12 protein-coding genes and 2 pseudogenes are annotated in these 18503 nt (G+C 30.3%); all 14 read right to left on the bottom strand.

The window, feature by feature from the left end; translation table 11 throughout:
• Positions 1 to 60: 60 nt before the first annotated feature.
• Entirely contained in the window at positions 61 to 1617 is a 1557-nt protein-coding gene (locus APRE_RS09315; RefSeq protein WP_012797173.1) for a radical SAM protein, read from the bottom strand.
• Positions 1577 to 2857 (bottom strand): ABC transporter permease, encoded by a 1281-nt coding sequence (locus APRE_RS09310; RefSeq protein WP_012797172.1) that lies wholly within the window; start codon positions 2855 to 2857, stop codon positions 1577 to 1579. Before APRE_RS09310 ends, APRE_RS09315 begins: the two co-directional genes overlap by 41 nt.
• Before the next feature lies 1 nt (position 2858).
• Positions 2859 to 3746: an ABC transporter ATP-binding protein gene (locus APRE_RS09305; RefSeq protein WP_012797171.1), complete on the bottom strand. Its 888-nt coding sequence runs from the start codon at positions 3744 to 3746 to the stop codon at positions 2859 to 2861.
• Between the two features lie 219 nt (positions 3747 to 3965).
• A complete protein-coding gene (locus tag APRE_RS09300) occupies positions 3966 to 5012 on the bottom strand; it encodes a sensor histidine kinase (protein WP_012797170.1) in 1047 nt (348 codons plus the stop codon).
• Positions 5005 to 5688, bottom strand: coding sequence for a response regulator transcription factor (locus APRE_RS09295; protein WP_012797169.1), 684 nt, complete (start codon positions 5686 to 5688; stop codon positions 5005 to 5007). Before APRE_RS09295 ends, APRE_RS09300 begins: the two co-directional genes overlap by 8 nt.
• 915 nt (positions 5689 to 6603) lie before the next feature.
• A complete protein-coding gene (locus APRE_RS09290) occupies positions 6604 to 6876 on the bottom strand; it encodes a type II toxin-antitoxin system RelB/DinJ family antitoxin (protein ID WP_004812197.1) in 273 nt (90 codons plus the stop codon).
• Positions 6877 to 6956: 80 nt separating this feature from the next.
• On the bottom strand, positions 6957 to 7181 hold the full coding sequence (locus APRE_RS09285) for a helix-turn-helix domain-containing protein (RefSeq protein ID WP_012797168.1): 225 nt from the start codon (positions 7179 to 7181) through the stop codon (positions 6957 to 6959).
• Between the two features lie 2 nt (positions 7182 to 7183).
• A complete protein-coding gene (locus APRE_RS09280) occupies positions 7184 to 7705 on the bottom strand; it encodes a DUF2975 domain-containing protein (RefSeq protein WP_012797167.1) in 522 nt (173 codons plus the stop codon).
• A 22-nt stretch (positions 7706 to 7727) separates the two neighbouring features.
• Entirely contained in the window at positions 7728 to 8198 is a 471-nt protein-coding gene (locus APRE_RS09275; protein ID WP_012797166.1) for a hypothetical protein, read from the bottom strand.
• Positions 8199 to 8399: 201 nt separating this feature from the next.
• On the bottom strand, positions 8400 to 8555 hold the full coding sequence (locus APRE_RS09805) for a hypothetical protein (RefSeq protein WP_172540101.1): 156 nt from the start codon (positions 8553 to 8555) through the stop codon (positions 8400 to 8402).
• A gap of 258 nt (positions 8556 to 8813) precedes the next feature.
• A complete protein-coding gene (locus APRE_RS09270) occupies positions 8814 to 9470 on the bottom strand; it encodes a hypothetical protein (RefSeq protein ID WP_012797165.1) in 657 nt (218 codons plus the stop codon).
• A gap of 43 nt (positions 9471 to 9513) precedes the next feature.
• Positions 9514 to 10887, bottom strand: a pseudogene (locus APRE_RS09265) (helicase-related protein); the annotation flags it as partial.
• An 88-nt stretch (positions 10888 to 10975) separates the two neighbouring features.
• Positions 10976 to 12646 carry a group II intron reverse transcriptase/maturase gene (ltrA, locus tag APRE_RS09260; protein WP_012797163.1) on the bottom strand — a complete coding sequence of 557 codons (1671 nt, stop codon included), beginning with the start codon at positions 12644 to 12646 and terminating at the stop codon, positions 10976 to 10978.
• 576 nt (positions 12647 to 13222) lie between these two features.
• A pseudogene (locus APRE_RS10085) lies at positions 13223 to 17227 on the bottom strand (helicase-related protein); the annotation flags it as partial.
• Positions 17228 to 18503: the final 1276 nt, after the last annotated feature.

Raw genomic sequence — 18503 nt, 5'->3', positions numbered from 1 at the left:
CCTCCTTCTCACTTATTTAAATATATATGTACATATATACTTATCTAATTCATATCATTTTTATTGAAACTCAATTTCGTTAAATTCCTCAAGTACATCTGGATTTTCTTCCAATATCTCATGATATTTTATCAAGCTACCTAACAAATAATTTCTTTCACTTCTACAAGAATTGTGTCTATAATCAAAGTGCATCCCATTTTTATCATAACAATTTACATAGCATAGAGTGCATAAATTAATTGCCCAGCAGTCTTTGCAATATTTGTTAGCTTCTTTAATAAAATCATCAAAATATAATTCTTTAATTCTTTTTTTATCAAATCCTTTGTCTACATTTCCTATCTCTGGAATATCCCCTACCTTTTCACAAATTTTGAAGTTTCCGTCAACTGTTACATATATTCGTCTTTCTCCAGGGACACAACAACCATTCATCCCATATTTTTTAACAGGTTTTTCAGATAATAATCTTTTGTGTATAATCATCATAGCTTTGTCTACATCAGCATCTGTAAATAGGACATTTGTATTATCCTTGTTCCTTATTTTATTTTTTTTATCCCACGATAAGATTGGATCGTAATAATCTTTTAGAACCATTCTTTCTTCATAAGATTGTGGTCTTGTATATATACTTTCATGTGGTCCATAATCTATAGAAGATGTTAATATATTTATATTTTTAGGCAACCAATCGCATTCATTTAAATAAAATTGTATTTTATCATACTGATCTTCATAATCAGGTCCTTCGATTACCATATTTAAGATAATACTTTCTTTATTATTATATTTTTCCGCTGATTTTAATAGAATTTTTAATCCCCTAATAGTATTTTCAAAGCTTCCTTCCCCAGAAACAAACAATCTATTTTTGTTATGAAGCTCTTTATATCCATCTAAACTTACTATAATATTGAATTTATTCTTCATAATATAATCAGCAATTTCTTCATTCATTAAAGTAGCATTTGTTGTCATAGAATAAGTCATTTTATCAAATAACTTATTCGCATAATCTGTTGTTTTCTTTATAAGATCATAGTTTATTAATGGTTCTCCACCATAAAATCCAATATGACGTTCATCAGAATTTTGTGAATGAGCTTTTAAAAAATCAACAGCTTTTTTTGCTACTTCCCAGTCCATATTCTTATGACCAAAAGCTCTGTATTCAGGATGAGATTCATTATAGATGCAATATTTACATCTTAAATTACATTTCTCTGTAACCTCTAAGGTAACATTTTGTATCTTATTATCTATTATCTCATCAATTTGTTCATAAGTTTTTCCAGTCAAACAATTAAATTTAGTTGCTGAGAGTATACTTTCTTTATTAATCGCATCTTTTATTTCACTTATAGCCTCACAAAATTCTTGTTCAGACATATCAAGTTTTATAAAATCCAAGAAATTTTCGCTCTCTAAAAATTTAGTTAAGACTTTATACACATTTTTATTTATTTGTGCTACTTTACCAGTACCACTATCATAATAGTAAAAATTATATTTTGTTTTAAATGTTTTGCCTAATCTCCCTGGATATTCTTCCTTACATAACTCTTTGTACTTATTTTCTAACTTTTCTTTTTCTAGGGTTATTAAGTCCATAATTACCTCCAATTTTTGAATACATCATTACTACTAAACTTGGTAAAATAATAATATATATTACAGCTGATATCATTATAAGACTTGATGAACTCATCCAATTTCCAAAAACATTTACAAAATTAAAATCAGCTATTTGGTTTTGTAATGAATTGAGTAGTCCTATTCCTGAAGATGGGAAAACATAGTTTATAGCACTAATCATAGCTATAGGAGAAATAATCGTTGGAAACATTGATAATATTATTGACTTCGTTATTGACTCTGCTTTCCTTTTACTTAGTACAGAAATAATTAGTGTAGCAAGAATGGTTGAAATCAATATGATACTATTACAAATAAGCATATATTTATTAAACTGTCCAAAGTTCCAATTATGCAAACTTAAAGCACTAAACATCATCTGAACAGAAGTCTTTTTATACTCTGTTCCAAAAGCATAGTCTAATATAGAGCCTTGTATGAAGTTTCCTAAGAGCAAAGTTAATACCGAAATCGTAAGTATTGCTAGGATTTTATAGATGGCAAACTTTCTTCTGCCATATTTAGTTGTTTTAAATATATAATCTAAATCATTCTCACTATCTGACGAGAATATTGGAGCTGCTACTACAACCATTAAAATTATTATTATCGTATTGTAGAATCCCCTATAATCATTTGCGTTTGTATTATAATATCCATAATATTCATAAGGAGTTTTTATTTTGTCCAATGCTTTTTCAGATTTTTTCATAATTTGATTCTGAGCTTTATTAGGATATTCACTTTTAATTACCATATTTAGATAATCAAATACTTTGTTATAAAAGTTTTTATTATCATTGATATCCATGCTTAAAACTGGAGAAAGGTTATTACTTTGAATATCTGTAAATACTTCATTTACTTTCTTGCTTATATGTTCCATAGGCATAAGTTCTTTTGTATTAATTTCAGGTTTTAATTCTGACCTATCAGTAACATTGTTTTGTTTTAATACTTCTCTATATTTTTTTGTGCTATTATATATTAAATCTTCTGTCATATTACCTGAATATGGCTCTTTAGCTTTTTTAATATATTCTATTGCCTGTTTTCCTTTTAGATTTTTCACTTCATCTCCTTCCTTATAGGAAATTCTAGTAAAATTAATAGGAACTATAGAAAATAATATAGCTAAAAATAGCGATAACAATATTATAATTTGATTTGATCTTATTGATAAAATCCTCTTTATCTCATTTAAGTAAATTTTCATTTTAATTCACCTTAAAACTTCTATCTTCTGGAAAGACCCATAAATAGAAGTCTTCTAGATGAGCTTTTGTTAATTTAGAATTATTTAAAACATCATCTTTATCTGATATGTATCTAATGAGTACGTTTCCATCATCTTGTTGTTTTACATTAACAACATTCAATTGTGTTTCTTTTTCTGCATATTCTCTATTTGATATAGATGCTTCGTATACCTTATTCTTAATTTTAGATATCAGTTCATCAGTTGTTCCAGAATATACAAATTTACCATCTTTCATAATTAAATTTGATGTTGATATATATTCAATATCAGAGACTATATGAGTCGAAAGCAAAACTATTTTATTTTTTGATATTTCCGTGATAAAATTTCTTAATTTTATTCTCTCACCAGGATCAAGTCCTGCTGTTGGTTCATCTAAAATTAATATTTTAGGATCATTTAAAATAGCTTGACATATTCCTACTCTCCTTCTCATTCCTCCTGAAAGCTTTACTACTTTTTTGTACTTGACATCAGATAAGTTTAATACTTCTAGGAGTTTATCAATCATTTCTTCTGTTTTGCTCTTGTCTATACCTTTTAAAGCAGCTACATATTGTAAAAATGAATTTACAGTAAACTCTGGAGCACAAATAAATTCTTGAGGTAAAAACCCTAACAAATTCCTATATTCTTCTCCTAATTTGTTGATTCTTTCCCCATTATATAAAATTTCGCCTTGACTCGGTGTACTAATTCCAGTGATCATTTTTATTAAAGTTGTTTTCCCAGCACCATTTGCACCTAAGAGTCCCCAAACACCTGGACATAACGTAGCTGATGCATTATCAACCGCTAATTTATCTTTAAATTTCTTACTTACGTTTTTAATCTCTAATTCCACTAAACTACCTCCCTTATCTTTTATGCTTCCTTATTAAAAAGTAAAAAATACATCTTCATGTTAGTGATAAAAATTTTACTCCTCTATGATTTTATTTTAATTGATACAATAAAAAAGTGTTTTAATATTCTATTGATTAATTCTTAAGATTTCATTAATTTTTAAAAAATAAAAAAACACCTTAATTATGTAGTTTTATACATAATTAAGGTGTAATCCTCATTTATTTTTTAATCTTACAATGACAATAACTTCATTATTAGAACTTTCTACCTCTATCTTACCCTCATGTAATTCAATAATTTCTTTTGCTATAGGTAAACCTAAGCCAGATCCCACTTTTTTTGAATTTCTTGCTAGATTTAATCTAGTAAATTTGTTAAACATATTTCTTATCTGCGCTTCTTCTAGTGTATCGGCCTTGTTAATAATTTTTAATATTACACACTTATACGTTTGATATATTTTAACTTTTATCTCTGTATTTGCATAAGAATATAAGATTGCATTTTTTAAAATATTCTCTAAGGCTCTTTTCATTTTATTTGGATCGACATTTACAACTATTGAGCCTTCACTTGAGATATTTATCTTATGATTATTCTCTTCCATCATAGGATAAAGCTCATCTTTTAATTGTATTAAAAAATATTCTAAATCAATTTTTTCTTTATGAATACTAAATTCACCATTATTTAATCTAGCAATTTCAAAAAATTGGTTTATAAGATCTTCTAATCCTAATGCTGTTTCTAATAATTGTCTAATATATTTCTCTCTTTGCTTATTAGGCAAGTCTTTCATTTCATCGAGCATTGATAAATATCCAATGATAGATGTCAAAGGAGTTCTTAAGTCATGTGCTAAGTAGGTGATTAAATCATTATCTTCATTTTCTCTTTTTTTAAGCTTATATTCTATCTCTTTTTGTTTAAATTTTAATCTATTTATGGAATCTTCTAAAGTTTTATAATGAGTCGGGAAACTAACAATATTCTCATCCAAATCGTCTATTTTTTTGCATAAGTCAATATAATCTTTCTCTAATTTTGAAAATTCTTTTATTATAATAATTAATATCCCCAATAATAAAATAACAAAAAAAATCAGATCCAATCTATTAACAAAAAATTCATGTATTTCATTATTAAATCTAAAAATATTGCTATCTATTGCAAGCATACAACTTAAAACTATAAGTAAAAATATAGCAATTTCTTTTATCAGCTTTTTCAGAATACTTTCAAAGTATTTATCTTTATCCAATCTTATAACCTACCCCCCAAACAGTTGTTATTATATTATTTTTTTCTCCTAATTTTTCTCTAATATGCCTAATATGAACTGAAACCGTATTGTTTTTTATATAATATTCATCCGGATATATTTTATAGAATAAATCTTCGGATCCTAGTACTTCAGATTTTTTCTCTAGTAATGATTTTAAAATAATAAATTCAATAGGAGTTAAATCAATTTCCTGTCCATCAACTAAAACTTCTCTTGATTTGATATTTAAATCCACATTTTGATAAGTTAAAATATTTCCTGTACCTTCTTTAGTTTTTAAATTATAATTATTGTATCTTCTTAATTGAGCCTTTACTCTAGCAACTAACTCTCCAGGTAAAAATGGTTTAGTTACATAATCATCCGCTCCAAAAGTTAAACCCTTGATTTTACTTGATTCATCGTCCTTTGCCGTAAGCATAATAATTGGGTAATTATAAGATTCTCTAATCTTGGCGCATATATAATATCCATTTTCACCTGGTAACATAATGTCTAAAATAGCTAAATCAAATTCCTTTTCTTTAATATATTTGAGTGCCTGTTCTGAAGATGTAGCTCTCTTTATAATATAATTTTCATTTTCTAGATATATCTCTATTAAATCTAAAATACTTTCATCATCTTCTACTACTAATACTGAGTAATTCATAACTAAATTTCCTCCATTTTAAATCTATCACTTTTGTCAAAACAACTTTAAAAAAATAAAGAAATTTTTTAAGTAAAAGAATCAAGAAGAACAATACAACATCCTTTTAATGAATTAAATCTATCTTTCTAAATTTCTTAAATCTATAATTTTTGATTTAATATACATTTCTTTCGTTGTTTATAAATGTCTATTTATAAATAAGTATACCATTATTCTTTATCTCATTTCAATATCTATATCTACTATATTGATAATAGATTGTCTTTGCTGTCATCACATATACTATATCTTTTAAAAAGTTTTCGTCTGTTCTAGCCTTCTAATCGTCTTTTCTTTTTCAGACTTCAAATCCAAAACATTTTAGCTTGGTTGGTTTAATAAATTTGAATTTTGTTGCATTTATTTTAATCCTAACTTCTTTTCTATACATTTGGTTACTAAAACCATTACTCTGTTTACCACTACACTGTTTGCTACTGTTAGTATACTGTAATCTACATATCTAACCAACCTTAATATCATATTCATGTTCATCAAGTCAGGTCGTTCCTCTCTTCCACATATCTCCATGTGAAATTTCAGGATTGCTATGGAATTCGTCGACAAATACGCTGTTTAGGGACTTTCACCCCAGTATTGGAACTTGCCCCATCATACAATACAGTAAGCAGACTAAAACCTGCCCCCTATAATCTTTTACCTTTCTATGCTATTATCCTTTTTCTTCTTTTCATCCACTTTCATATCCCCTTTAGTCTTAAATTCCTTTAATTTCCCTAGTGTTGATGCTTTTGCTTTAGTATGCTCTTTAGCTTTTAATAACTTTGCAGAGTATACTTTTATTCCTTATTATCCTTTCCTATGCTTTTTAGCTTGCTTTAGGTCTTTTTTAAATTTACTTGTAAACTTATCTTATACTTCAAGGGCTTTCCTCAAGTCATCCATATTGTCATAGGATTTCACATTCGTATCTTTAGCTATCATTCTTCCTTCTTCAATCGCTTTTATAGTTTCATCACTTGGAACATTAAGTTTTAAATCAAATGGAATACCACTTTCTCTAATACTCGCCCTTAAAAACATGTTAATTGCAGTAGTCATATTTAAGCCTAAACTGGAGTAGATCTTTTCGGCAGCTTCTTTTATTTCTTTATCTGTTCGTATATTCAAATTTGTTGTAGCCATTTCCTCATCTCCTTTGACCTTATTATATGACCAAATTTGTGCGTAGTCAATACACTGTCATTATATTTAATAAATAAATTTTACTGTTGATATTCTTCATTATCATACTCAAGTAAATCACCTGGTTGACAATCAAGCTCCTTACAGATGCTCGCTAAAGTGTTAAACCTTATGCCTTTGGCTTTTCCTGTTTTTAATATTGATAAATTTGCTTCGGTTATCCCTATCCTTGCTGCAAGCTCTTTCGATGTCATATTTTTCTTTTTCAACGCTTGATCTAGATTTATAATTATTTGATCCTTCATTTTCAAATTATACTTTCCGAATCTTCTTTTAAGGATTTTCCCGAATTAAATATCATCATTGATGAAAATGCTATAACTATCAAAATTATATTCGTTAAATAATCCTTAATAGTTAAATTAAAAACACTGCTAATATTGTCCACTTTAAGATAATTGAAAACTAGCATAGAAATAATTTGACAAATCGTCAGAATTATAAGCGCTATTAATATATCTCTCGAATATTTTGAATTTAAGTCTGAAAAATAGTCTTTCTTCTCTAAATTCACTAAAATCTTCTCAAATTTATCCAATGAGAAACCAGCAACAATGAATATCATAAGAGCACTCAAGCATGAATAAATAATAAAAGGAAGTGAAACTTCTTGCAGATTAAATTGATGAGATTCAACTACTTGTATTACATCATCTTTAAAAATCAGAGTTAATACACTTCCAAGCAAGGTAAAACCTGCTCCTAAATATGAAATATATCTTAAAACCTTAGATAATATAATCGCTATTTTAAAAATAAAACTCTTCATAACTTCTCCTCAACACTTTCGTTTATCTATTGTCATCTACACCTTTCCATTCTTGTACTCTATCCTTCAAATAATTTAAATCTTCTTTAGAAAGTTCCCAGGTTAATGAAGATGGCATCAAGGGCATTCCCTCCATTGTAATATATGGATAATTTTCATAAATATAAAAATCTATCTTTGTAGCTTTTTTATCCTCTCTCTTGCTAGTTAATAAGAAGTGGTAAGACTCTATTGCATCATCTGGTATTTCTTTAAAATAATCGTCGAAATTTTTATCATTAATATTTTCTGCACCCATTCCTGTCAAATTACTAAAGTAGTCTAGAACTTCTTGTTCTTCTGTTTCAACAATTTTTTTATTGTTAGAATCAAATATTTCAATCTTTTCTTCTTTTTTACTACTTGTTTGTTCTGTTGTAGTATTTGTACTACAAGAAGTTAAAACTATAGAAAAAACAAGAAAAATAGCCATTATTAAAAATCTTTTCCTCATTATAATCCCCCCCATCGAATTATTGTAAAACGATAATTATCTTTGATTATTATTGTAAAACAATAATTATAATTTGTCAATATCATTCGTAATAACTTAAAACTTATCAAAGTCTTCTTGCGTAGCTACTTCTTTGTATTTATATTCATCGTTATTCTTTTCTGTGAACATATCATTTACAAGTCCAATTGTTAGTAGGGATCAGTCAGATATAGAAAGACCAAGCTCCACTGTCCTTAATAGAAGCAATGGTGTAGTAGTTGGTCTTTCTGTTAGTCTTGCTTTTTTAGGGAATTCTTCTGACTTTATGTTTAGTCCCCATAATTCAATTATTTGAGGCAGAATTTTAAGACTCATTTAGAACTTTGTAGAATCCGATTTTTCCGTCAAAACATTAGTTCTAAAAGTTCTGGAATAAGAGCGATTTATAAGTCTCCGTCATATCCAATATTTTTCTCAGTTAAGACTGTTTCAATTTTACTGAGTGCAATCCTACTTTTATAATCTGTCATCTTATTATCTATACATCAATACTACAATCTCCACATATAACACCATTATACAATCTATTTACATATGACAAAAAAATAAAGGCAGTCCGAAGACTGCCGATATTTATCTCTCTGCACCTTTGCTATGGTCTTTCTTATTTGACTTAGCTTTGTCATCTGTCTTAAAGCTTTTTATTTGCCCTAATATGGACTTTTTATCCTTGTCTTGACTCTTTACTTGTTCTTTTGCTTTTAAGAGCTTAGAAGATAAAATACGAACATTTTTATGCTCCTTCCCGTTGTTGTCAATGCTTGTTTTTACTTGACCAAATATTTTAACAAAATCTCCTTGTTTTAGGTTCTTTATATCTTTTGTCTTATCTCCATAAGCTGAACAATTGGTATAAACTTTATTTCCATCGTCATCTTTTGAAACAATTGAAAAGTTGCTTACTTTAAACTTTTCTCCATTTGCATTTTCTCTTTCAAGATTTTCTACTTTGCCAGCTATATTACCGACAAGATTTATAAGATCATCTTTTTCTTCAATATCACTGACATTTTCAACAACCTTACCCTGTTCTTTCATATCATCAATCATATAGTCAAAGTCTTCACTTAGTAGTGAAATAGTATCATTGTCCATATAATTATCGTAAATCTCATCTAGGGCATTTTCATCTTCTATTCCTTTTTCAATTCCTATTAACGCTTTTATAAAGTCCTTATAGTTTTCCTTTGAAATTTCTTCTAAATTTTCTCTAATATCTTTGTATTCCATAATTTCCTCCTTGTACTAAATAAGGAGAGCCTTTCGCCCTCCTCTATCTTTCTTGTCCTTTTTCATTTTTTTCTTGATTTTTATCTTTTTCTTCTTCTGATTTGAATTTTGATATTTGTCCTAATATTGATGGCTTCTCTTCCCTTGCGTGAAGATTATCCTCTACATCATAAGTTGATTCAAAGTAATCACTATCTTTAAAATCATTGTCATATCTATCTGGTATTCCGTCATTGTCAAGATCTTTTGCTAGTGGGTCATAGAAGTTTCCGTCATCATCTATTTCTAATCCTAGAGCTTGTTTTAAATCTTCCTCATCTACTGATACCAGATCATCAAAACTTGACATCTTTATAGCTTCAGTCATATCTTTAATAGCTTGTGAGTTAGATATATCTTCCTCTACAAAAGATTCTGTTCTAATAGCTACATCATCTACATACTGACTCCATGTTTTTTCTTCCAAATTTACCTCATATTGAATCGAGTGCTTTCCATCAGGTGTTTCTGTATAGGCAAGTCCTATATGACTTAAATCAGGGTATAGTTTGTCAAAGTCTTCATAGCTATTAGATTCTGAAAACTCATAGTTGGAATAATCAACTATTGCCCTCTTTAAATCTTCTAATAGTGGTGATTGGTTTTCTAATTCTTCCACTTCTCCCATATCTAAAAGTTTATTAATTTCAGCTAGTCTTAGTGTCTTATCCCTTAACTCATCTGCTTTTTCAAATGGTTTAGTCAATTCTACTTTGGCATTTTCTAAAGATTCTTTATAGTTTTCAAGGTTTTGATTTAATCTTTCAAGTCTTGAAGGCATTTTTTCAATGGCATTATCAAGCCTTGTTATATTGCCATCAGTAGAGTTTGAAAACTCTCCGAAGTATTCTGCTTTTCCTAGGAGTTTAAAAGTGTGATTATTAGTCATAAAGTTATATGAAACTTGTAAGTCTAAATTTCTATATTTACCAATGACCTTGCTATCATTTATCTTTACCTTTTTTATTTCTTCTAATAGCTTCTCTCCAGCCTCTTTCTTATCTACAATTTTATTTGTCCCAAGACTGATTGAAGTGAATTTGTTATCTCCTTCTCCTAATTTCTCAATACTTGCAATATCTTCTTTAACTGCTTTTATTTCCATTTCAGTTTTTAAAATACTTTGAGGATAAATTTTATTTACCTTATCTTCGAGCTTATATTTATTAGACTTGTAGTTAGCTTCTAGCATTTTTAGTTTTGTAACTTCGTTATCTAAATCCATTTTTTCTTTAATTAGAGGATTGCCCGTAGCTAAAGCTTTAATTTCTGAATAAGATAAACTTGCTTCATCAACATCTTCTGCAACTCTTACTGGAGTTTTTGAAGTCATAATTTGAGAAATGAATTTCTGCTTATTCTCTATTGTCTGGTCGAGTAGGTCGGGGATATTACTATCCCTTTCCCCTCTAAGAACCGTGCATGAGAGTTTCCCCTCACACGGCTCAAGTTTTTATAAGCCCTAATTAAAGAGCCAGAGTGTTTTCTTCATCATTTATATGCAATTTTCTATGACACCAAGGGTGTACTAAAGTTTTAAGGGTAATATTATTTTGAATTGTTTGATGTACTCTAAAGTCTGTATCAATAGTTATTTTCTCTCCACAAACAGGGCATATTCCATTTTGCGTTTTATACAGTCTATTTATAACTGTACGTCCTTTAAGTTCGTTTCGTATTTTTAACTCTTCTCTTTCTTCAAAGTATATTTGCCAATTTTCATCAAATGGATTTGCTTCAGCTTGTATCTTGGTAAATCTTTTAATATCAGTGTCTGTAGCATATTTAAGACGAAGATAGTATTTCTCGCCATTTTCCATTCTGTCGCCAGTTGCTACACTGAAAGTCCAAGTTCTATTTCCAATGGTATGGAAGTATTTCTTAGCTATCCATTTTCTTCCTTTCTTTGGGTGTCGACGAATACACCAATCCCATAAACATTTATATATTTCATAGTCAAGTTTTTCAAAAGCTTTAGATGAAACATTATATTTCTGATAGTTTACCCAACCTATAATGATTGGATTTAATTTTCTAATCAAAATTTCTTGTTTCATTGACGGATTATCTTTTATGATTCGTCTGATTTTATCGACAATAGCCTTGAAGTTCTTATCAGATGGTTTTGTAAGCAACTTATCTTTATACATCCTAATATTAACTCCAAGAAAATCAAAACCGTCATTTATGTGTGTTATGAGTGTCTTTTCCTCTGATAATTCTAAACCTCTTTCAGCCAAGAATTTTACAATGATTGGCTTTACACCATTTTCAAGCAATTCCGCACTTTCTCCTGTAACGATAAAATCATCTGCATATCTGACAAAATTAACTTTTGGGAAATATGCTTTCTTATTTATTGTTCTTTTATGATATTTTTCTTTGATTGCTTTTTCTAACCCATCCAATACCATATTAGATATTACAGGTGATATTGGTGAACCTTGTGGGCTTCCAGTTTCTGTAGGAAATAGTTTTTGTTTTTCTATATATCCGCATTCAAGCCAAAGTTTCAATAACGGCTTGTTCATTGGAATATTATTCATTATCCATTCGTGGCTAATATTATCAAAGCAACCTTTTATATCTCCTTCAAGCACCCATTTTGCAGATTTCTTTTTATTTAGAGATGTAAAGCATTGCTCAATAGCGTCCTGCGTACACCTTTTCGCTCTAAATCCATAAGAGTTAAAATCAGCTGTTGTTTCTGCAATAGGTTCAAGTGCAAATTTATATAGTGTTTGCATTGCTCTGTCTGTCATTGTAGGAATGCTAAGAGGTCTTTTCTTACCATTTTTCTTTGGTATATACACTCTTTTAAGAGGTTTAGGTTTATATCCTCTTAAGTTTAACTTTCCTATTGCATTATACTTTGCCTGTGGTGTTAGCCATAGTTCGCCATCAACACCACTTGTTTTCTTGCCTTGGTTTTCAGTTACCCTCTTAATAGCCAAGGCTTTTGCATAAAATGAAGTTGTGAGTAAATGCTGTAAAGATTTTACCTTTCCGTATTTACTCATTTTCCACGCTTTCACAATACGCATTTGTAGTTTTTTAACATAGCTTTCTGCTACTGAAAAATCTATACTTTCCCAGTCTTTAGCTCTGTTAGTAGTAGCACACATTTTACTGTTCATTTGCTTTCTCCTTTCAAAAATTCTACAAGTTCTCTTGTGATTAAAAACCAAATGGAAGTCTGCACTCTTTCGAGTTAGGGCAAATTTTGAACCCCTATCCATCTCATTACAAGATGGCATTCGCTTTTTCCATTATCCTTTACCTGCACCATTATCAGCATTTCTTACGATTTGCCTTGCCTTTTGGCAACGGTACAGGCTTACCATGTTCCACTTAATTAACATTGATAACTTAGGCTCTACCTCTCTGCCGGTAGTCATTTTGTCCGTGTAATCCCACTGTGGAAAGGATTATCCGACTACGCACCATTTTGGTTCAGGCTTGTCAGCAACTTTAGCCTGTTCACCTTAACGACATTTATCAGTAGTTCACATATGTTAGCCATATCATCAAGCCTCGCTCCCTAACCGCCTTGTTGCTGGCAGTTTCGGTATTCCCTCACGGTTCAACCTCAAGTAGGGCTACTTTAATATCGGCTTACCACACCTAAGTGCAGTCGATACTTGGCTCAACTAACGGAATAGTTGGTTTGGTCATTATGCCAAACAGTTAAATTAAGCGACTTCATGTCGCACCCACAAATAAGAATCAAAGGTATTCTCTGTAACATATCTAAAAATATTTACCCTATCATTTTCATTGCCTTGACGAACAATTCTACCACTTCTTTGCTCTAGGTCAGACGGTCTCCATGGGACGTCTAAATCATGTAAGGCTATTAATTTGTTCTGTACATTTGTACCTGCTCCCATTTTTTGAGTAGAGCCTAATAACACTCTTACTTCTCCTCTTCTTACCTTGGAGAATAATTCGTCTTTTTGTTTGTCTGTATCTGCTTCGTGGATAAAGGCTATTTCTTCTTTAGGTATTCCCATATTCACTAGCTTATTTCTAATATCATCATAGATATTAAATTCACCATCTCCTTTTGGTGTGGACATATCTGAAAACACTAGTTGGGTCGATGAATTTTCTTTTGTCTTATCCCAGATCGAAAAGATATTTTTTACACATACATTTACCTTTGAATTAGGATCATCTGGAAGTAGTGGATTTATTAATCTTTGGTCAAGGGCAAGTTTTTTACCATCATTTGTAATCTTTAACATATTGTCTTTTGTTGGCTCGACTTGATTATTTCTAACTGCATCCGCTCTTTCTGAAATAGCTTCTAATATTTCTTTTTGTTCCTCAGTAGGTTTTGTTTTAATAACTTCGAAGTTTGCTTCTGGAACTGGCAAATTTAACCTATCTGAAGTCTTTATATCTGCTACTTCTTTAAACATAGACATCAATTCTGGCAAGTTATAAAACTTTGAAAATCTTGTCTTTTGCCTATATCCAGTGCCTTCTGGAGATAATTCAAATGTGTTTTCTGTTTCTCCAAAAGTAGAAGCCCAAGCGTCAAAATGTTCTAATCCTCTTGCCTTTAAATCGTCATATTGAAGGTATCTTTGCATGGTATAAAGCTCTGTCATTGAATTTGATATTGGTGTACCAGTAGCAAATACAACTCCCTTTCCATCTGTCATTTCATCCATATACCTACATTTCATATACATATCCGAAGACTTAAAGGCTTCACTTTGACCGATACCCGCAACATTTCTCATCTTGGTATGCAAGAATAAGTTTTTGTAATTATGAGCTTCGTCTATAAATAACTTATCTACTCCTAGTTCTTCAAAGGTTATTACATCATCTTTTTTAAAGTCATCATTTAGCTTTTCAAGTCTTACCAATAGTTTCTTCTTTGTCTTTTCTAGTTGTTTTACTGTGAAATTTTCCCCTCTATTTCTTTTGTTCTCATCAATAAAGGAAACTATATCATCTATTTGGTCTTGTATATGCCTTATCTGGTATTCCTTAGACATTGGTATTTTTTCAAATTGAGAGTGTCCTATGATAACTGCATCATATTCTCCCGTTGCAATCCTACCAATAAATCTTTTCCTATTTTTGGGTTGAAAGTCTTTTTTATCGGCCACCATAATGTTTGCTGACGGATATAATTGCATAAACTCTCTACCAATTTGAGTAGTTAGATGGTTAGGAACTACAAATAATGATTTACTTGCAAGTCCCAACTTTTTAGATTCCATAGCAGAAGCTACCATTTCAAAAGTTTTTCCTGCTCCAACTACATGGGCAAGTAGTGTATTTCCACCATATAAAGTCCTTGCTATGGCATTTTTTTGATGTTCTCGAAGTCTGATTTCAGTATTCATTCCATCAAAAGTTAAGTTAGAACCATCAAATTCTCTATTTCTAATTGAGTTAAATTTTTCATTATAAATCTTTTCTAACCTATATCTTCTATCAGGATCTTCAAATATCCAATTCTTAAATTCTTCTTTAATTAGTTCTTGCTTTTGACTTGCAAGCATAGTTTCTTTTTTGTTTAATACAGAAGTCTTAGAACCATCATCATTTATTATTTGGTCAAATACCTTCGTATCTTTTAGATTAAGGGCATTTTCAATTAGCTTATAGGCATTCACTCTACTTGTACCATAAGTCATGTTAGCGAGGTCATTAGTCGAGTCAACACTTTTACCCTCAATGTTCCATTCACTTGTATGTGGTGAGAACCTAACATTTATATTCCACCTATCATAGCCTGGTGTTTTTAAAAGGTTAAAAGTAAAGTCTTCTATATCTTTTTGAGGTATCCAAGTTGCTCCTAACCTTACATTTATATCAGAAGCAGTGAGTTCTTCAGGCATAACTTCTTGTAATTTTTCTCTTTGATATTTGAGTTTGCCTAACTCGTTTAATAATGTGTCTTTCTTTTCAGAAGGTGCTAAATCTATTACATTTTCAATTTCTCCGATATATGAATTGAGATAGCCAATCTTTTCTCTAATATTGCCACTTAAATACTCATCAGCTGATACATATGAAAAATGAAATGGATTGTCATTGTTAAAGTTTTCAAAGGGCATTCTGTTATTTATTAGGTCTTTATCCTTAATATCTAAAAATATTTCGCCCTCAAGCTCACCAATTAAGGCGTCCCTATCTTTGTTAGTGATAGATTCCATATATTCAAAATCTACATATCCCTTTTGTGAAACTGATAAGACTAAGGCTTCAAGGGAAGTGTCTACATGGTCTACTACTTTTGCCTTTGTTATTGTTCTTTTTGAAAATATATCACTCTTAGCTTTGAAATTATCCTCATCATCAAGTATTTCTATTGATGATACCAAAGGAAAGTTTGAGTCTTCCTTTAAGGCTCTAGTATTCGATAAGGAGTTAATAAAGCCATGTTTCTTTGAAAAGTTATCATAGACCCCATTTAACTTTGCTTGTGACTCTTTTATTTCCTCGTCAGAAAAATCGTCTTTTTGCTTTTCTATTACATCTTTTAAAGCATTCATTACATCAAGATAATCTTTTATCTTTTCTTTGTTTTTATCTGATATATTCTGCTTAATTAAGACTGAGTTTTCTCTTAGGTAGACTTCTTCATCAATAATAGTGTAAGAAAAGTTTTTAACATCATCTGTTGCTGGAAGACTTAATTCTTCATCTTCCAATAGCTCAACTTCTTCATATTTAGAATTTGAAGAAATTTCCTTACTTGCAAGATCCATTAAATCCTTTAGATTTTCGTCTTCTTTTTCATCACAAGTAATTGTATTTCCAAATCTTCCAGATACTTCTTTCATATCTCCTAGTACCATTTGAGGATTATCTACAAAATATTTATTATAAGTCAAACCCTTTTTATCAGTTGCTAGGTGTATCCAATCATCATCTCTTTCTATAACTGAATCTCTCTTTTTTAAGAAAATAATATCTGAAGTAACTTCTGTCCCAGCAAGTCCTTTAAATGTTGTATTAGGAAGCCTCATAGCTCCTAAAAACTCACATCTTGCATTAATATATTTTCTAACAGATTCATCTTTTTTATCCATAGTTCCAGATGATGTTATGAAGGCAATAATTCCTCCATTCCTAACCTTATCTATTGACTTTGCAAAAAAATAATCGTGAATCAGAAAGTTGTTTCTGTTATATTCACGATCATTAACTTTAAAATCTCCAAAGGGAACATTTCCTATAACTAAATCGAAAAAGTTATTTGAGAAGTTTGTTTCTTCAAAACCTTTAATTTGAATATTAGCTTCAGGATAAAGCTCTCTTGCTATTCTTCCGCTTAGACTATCTTTTTCGACTCCATAGACTTTAGAGCCTTTTATTTCACTTGGCATATTACCAATGAAGTTACCAACCCCTGCAGATGGTTCGAGGATATTCCCAGTCTTAAAACCCATATCTGTTAGAGTCTTATATATTCCATCCATTACCTCTCTAGGTGTATAAAAGGATGTTAAAGTAGACTCTTTAGCATTCAAATACTCTTCATTTGTCAGATTTTCCTTTAAAATATTCCTTGCTTCAAGCCATTGTCCTCCCTTTTCTTCATCAAAGACATCGGCAAGACCACCCCAACCTAAATAATCAGCAAGATAGGCTTGTTCATACTCTCTTGGACTCCTATTTTCATTTTCAAGTCTTTTGAGCATCTTAATAGCTTTTATATTTTTATCTAGCCTTTCTGATGGTGTTAGGTATTCTGAGTAGATATGATTTCTCAAGTCATAATTTCTAGCAAAACTTAGCTTTTCCTTATTAGGTTCATAGCCTAGATTCTTTAAATCTTCTTTACCCCTCAATAAGTTTTCGGCTGCTTCTCTTGGGACATCATACCTATCCATCATTTGGTCAATTTCAGGATTGTAGTTATCAATAAAGCTTTCTTGTTCTACTTGTCTTTCAATTTGTTTTTCATGCTCAGATAATTTGTATATCTCATAATTTCCACTATCTAAAAGGTCATCAATCTTTCTACTTTCTTCAAATGTTTCACCCTTATATAAGGGAAATTCTTCCCCATTAATTTCTACTTTAGTTTCTGTTTCAATCAAGTTAATTCCATGAAATGTATTATCATCTTCTAAAATAAATTCCTTACCGATCTTTACTGCTAGTTTTTCTGATGTTTGACTTAGATTTTCAAAGATTTCTTCAAGGTATGAATCGCTTCTATATGGAATTACTTCCGAACCCCTAATCATACCTCCCATATACTCCATATTATCTCTAATGGTTACAGTTTTAAGTCCTCTACTTAGTTCATCAAAATCTGTAATGGTAAAGTCCTTATCCTTATATCTTACCTGATCGCCTATCTTAAATTTAGGCTCTATCTTTTCCTTTACTTCTTCTTGTAAAGATTTTTCCTCGCTTATTGCAACTTGCTCTTCTAAATATGAAAATTCACGCTCATTTACTTCTTCACCATCACCAAGGTCAATCCTATAGTGTTCGACAACTTCGCCGTCTACATAGTGGTCAAAATAGAATTTGAAATATCCGATATAATCATCAGTCATTTCTCCAAATTCATTTTCTCCAAGAGTTTGATTATGGTCTTTAACATCAATATCCTTTTGTCTTAGGACATTAATTAAGTCTTTAGTTACTATCTGCCCACTATAATCGGGAACTAATTCATGGTTTTCATTAAATTCTACAATCCAATAATCTTTTCTATTTTCAGTGTTTTTGCCATCAAAAAAAGAAGCTTCATCAGCTTCCTTTTCTTGGCTTATTTCATTTTCTAGGCTTCCACGTATTCCTTGATTGCCATCTTCTTTACTGTTGCCATCAAGTTGTTCATCTGTCCTTGGTATTCCTCTGGATTCTCTCTCATCATCTTCTCTGTCAATCCTTGTGCTTTCATCATCTTGACTTTCTCTCTCTTGATATAGTCCACTGCCTGAGTCTGAATTTCCTTCAGATGGTTCAAAAGTGTTTTCTCCTCGTGCATTTTCTGAAGTTTCT

Origin of the sequence: Anaerococcus prevotii DSM 20548 (genome assembly GCF_000024105.1) — a bacterium.
Taxonomy (GTDB): Bacteria; Bacillota; Clostridia; order Tissierellales; family Peptoniphilaceae; genus Anaerococcus; species Anaerococcus prevotii.
The sequence above is the reverse complement of the archived record's forward strand: the minus strand, read 5'-3'. Positions and strand labels throughout refer to the sequence as shown.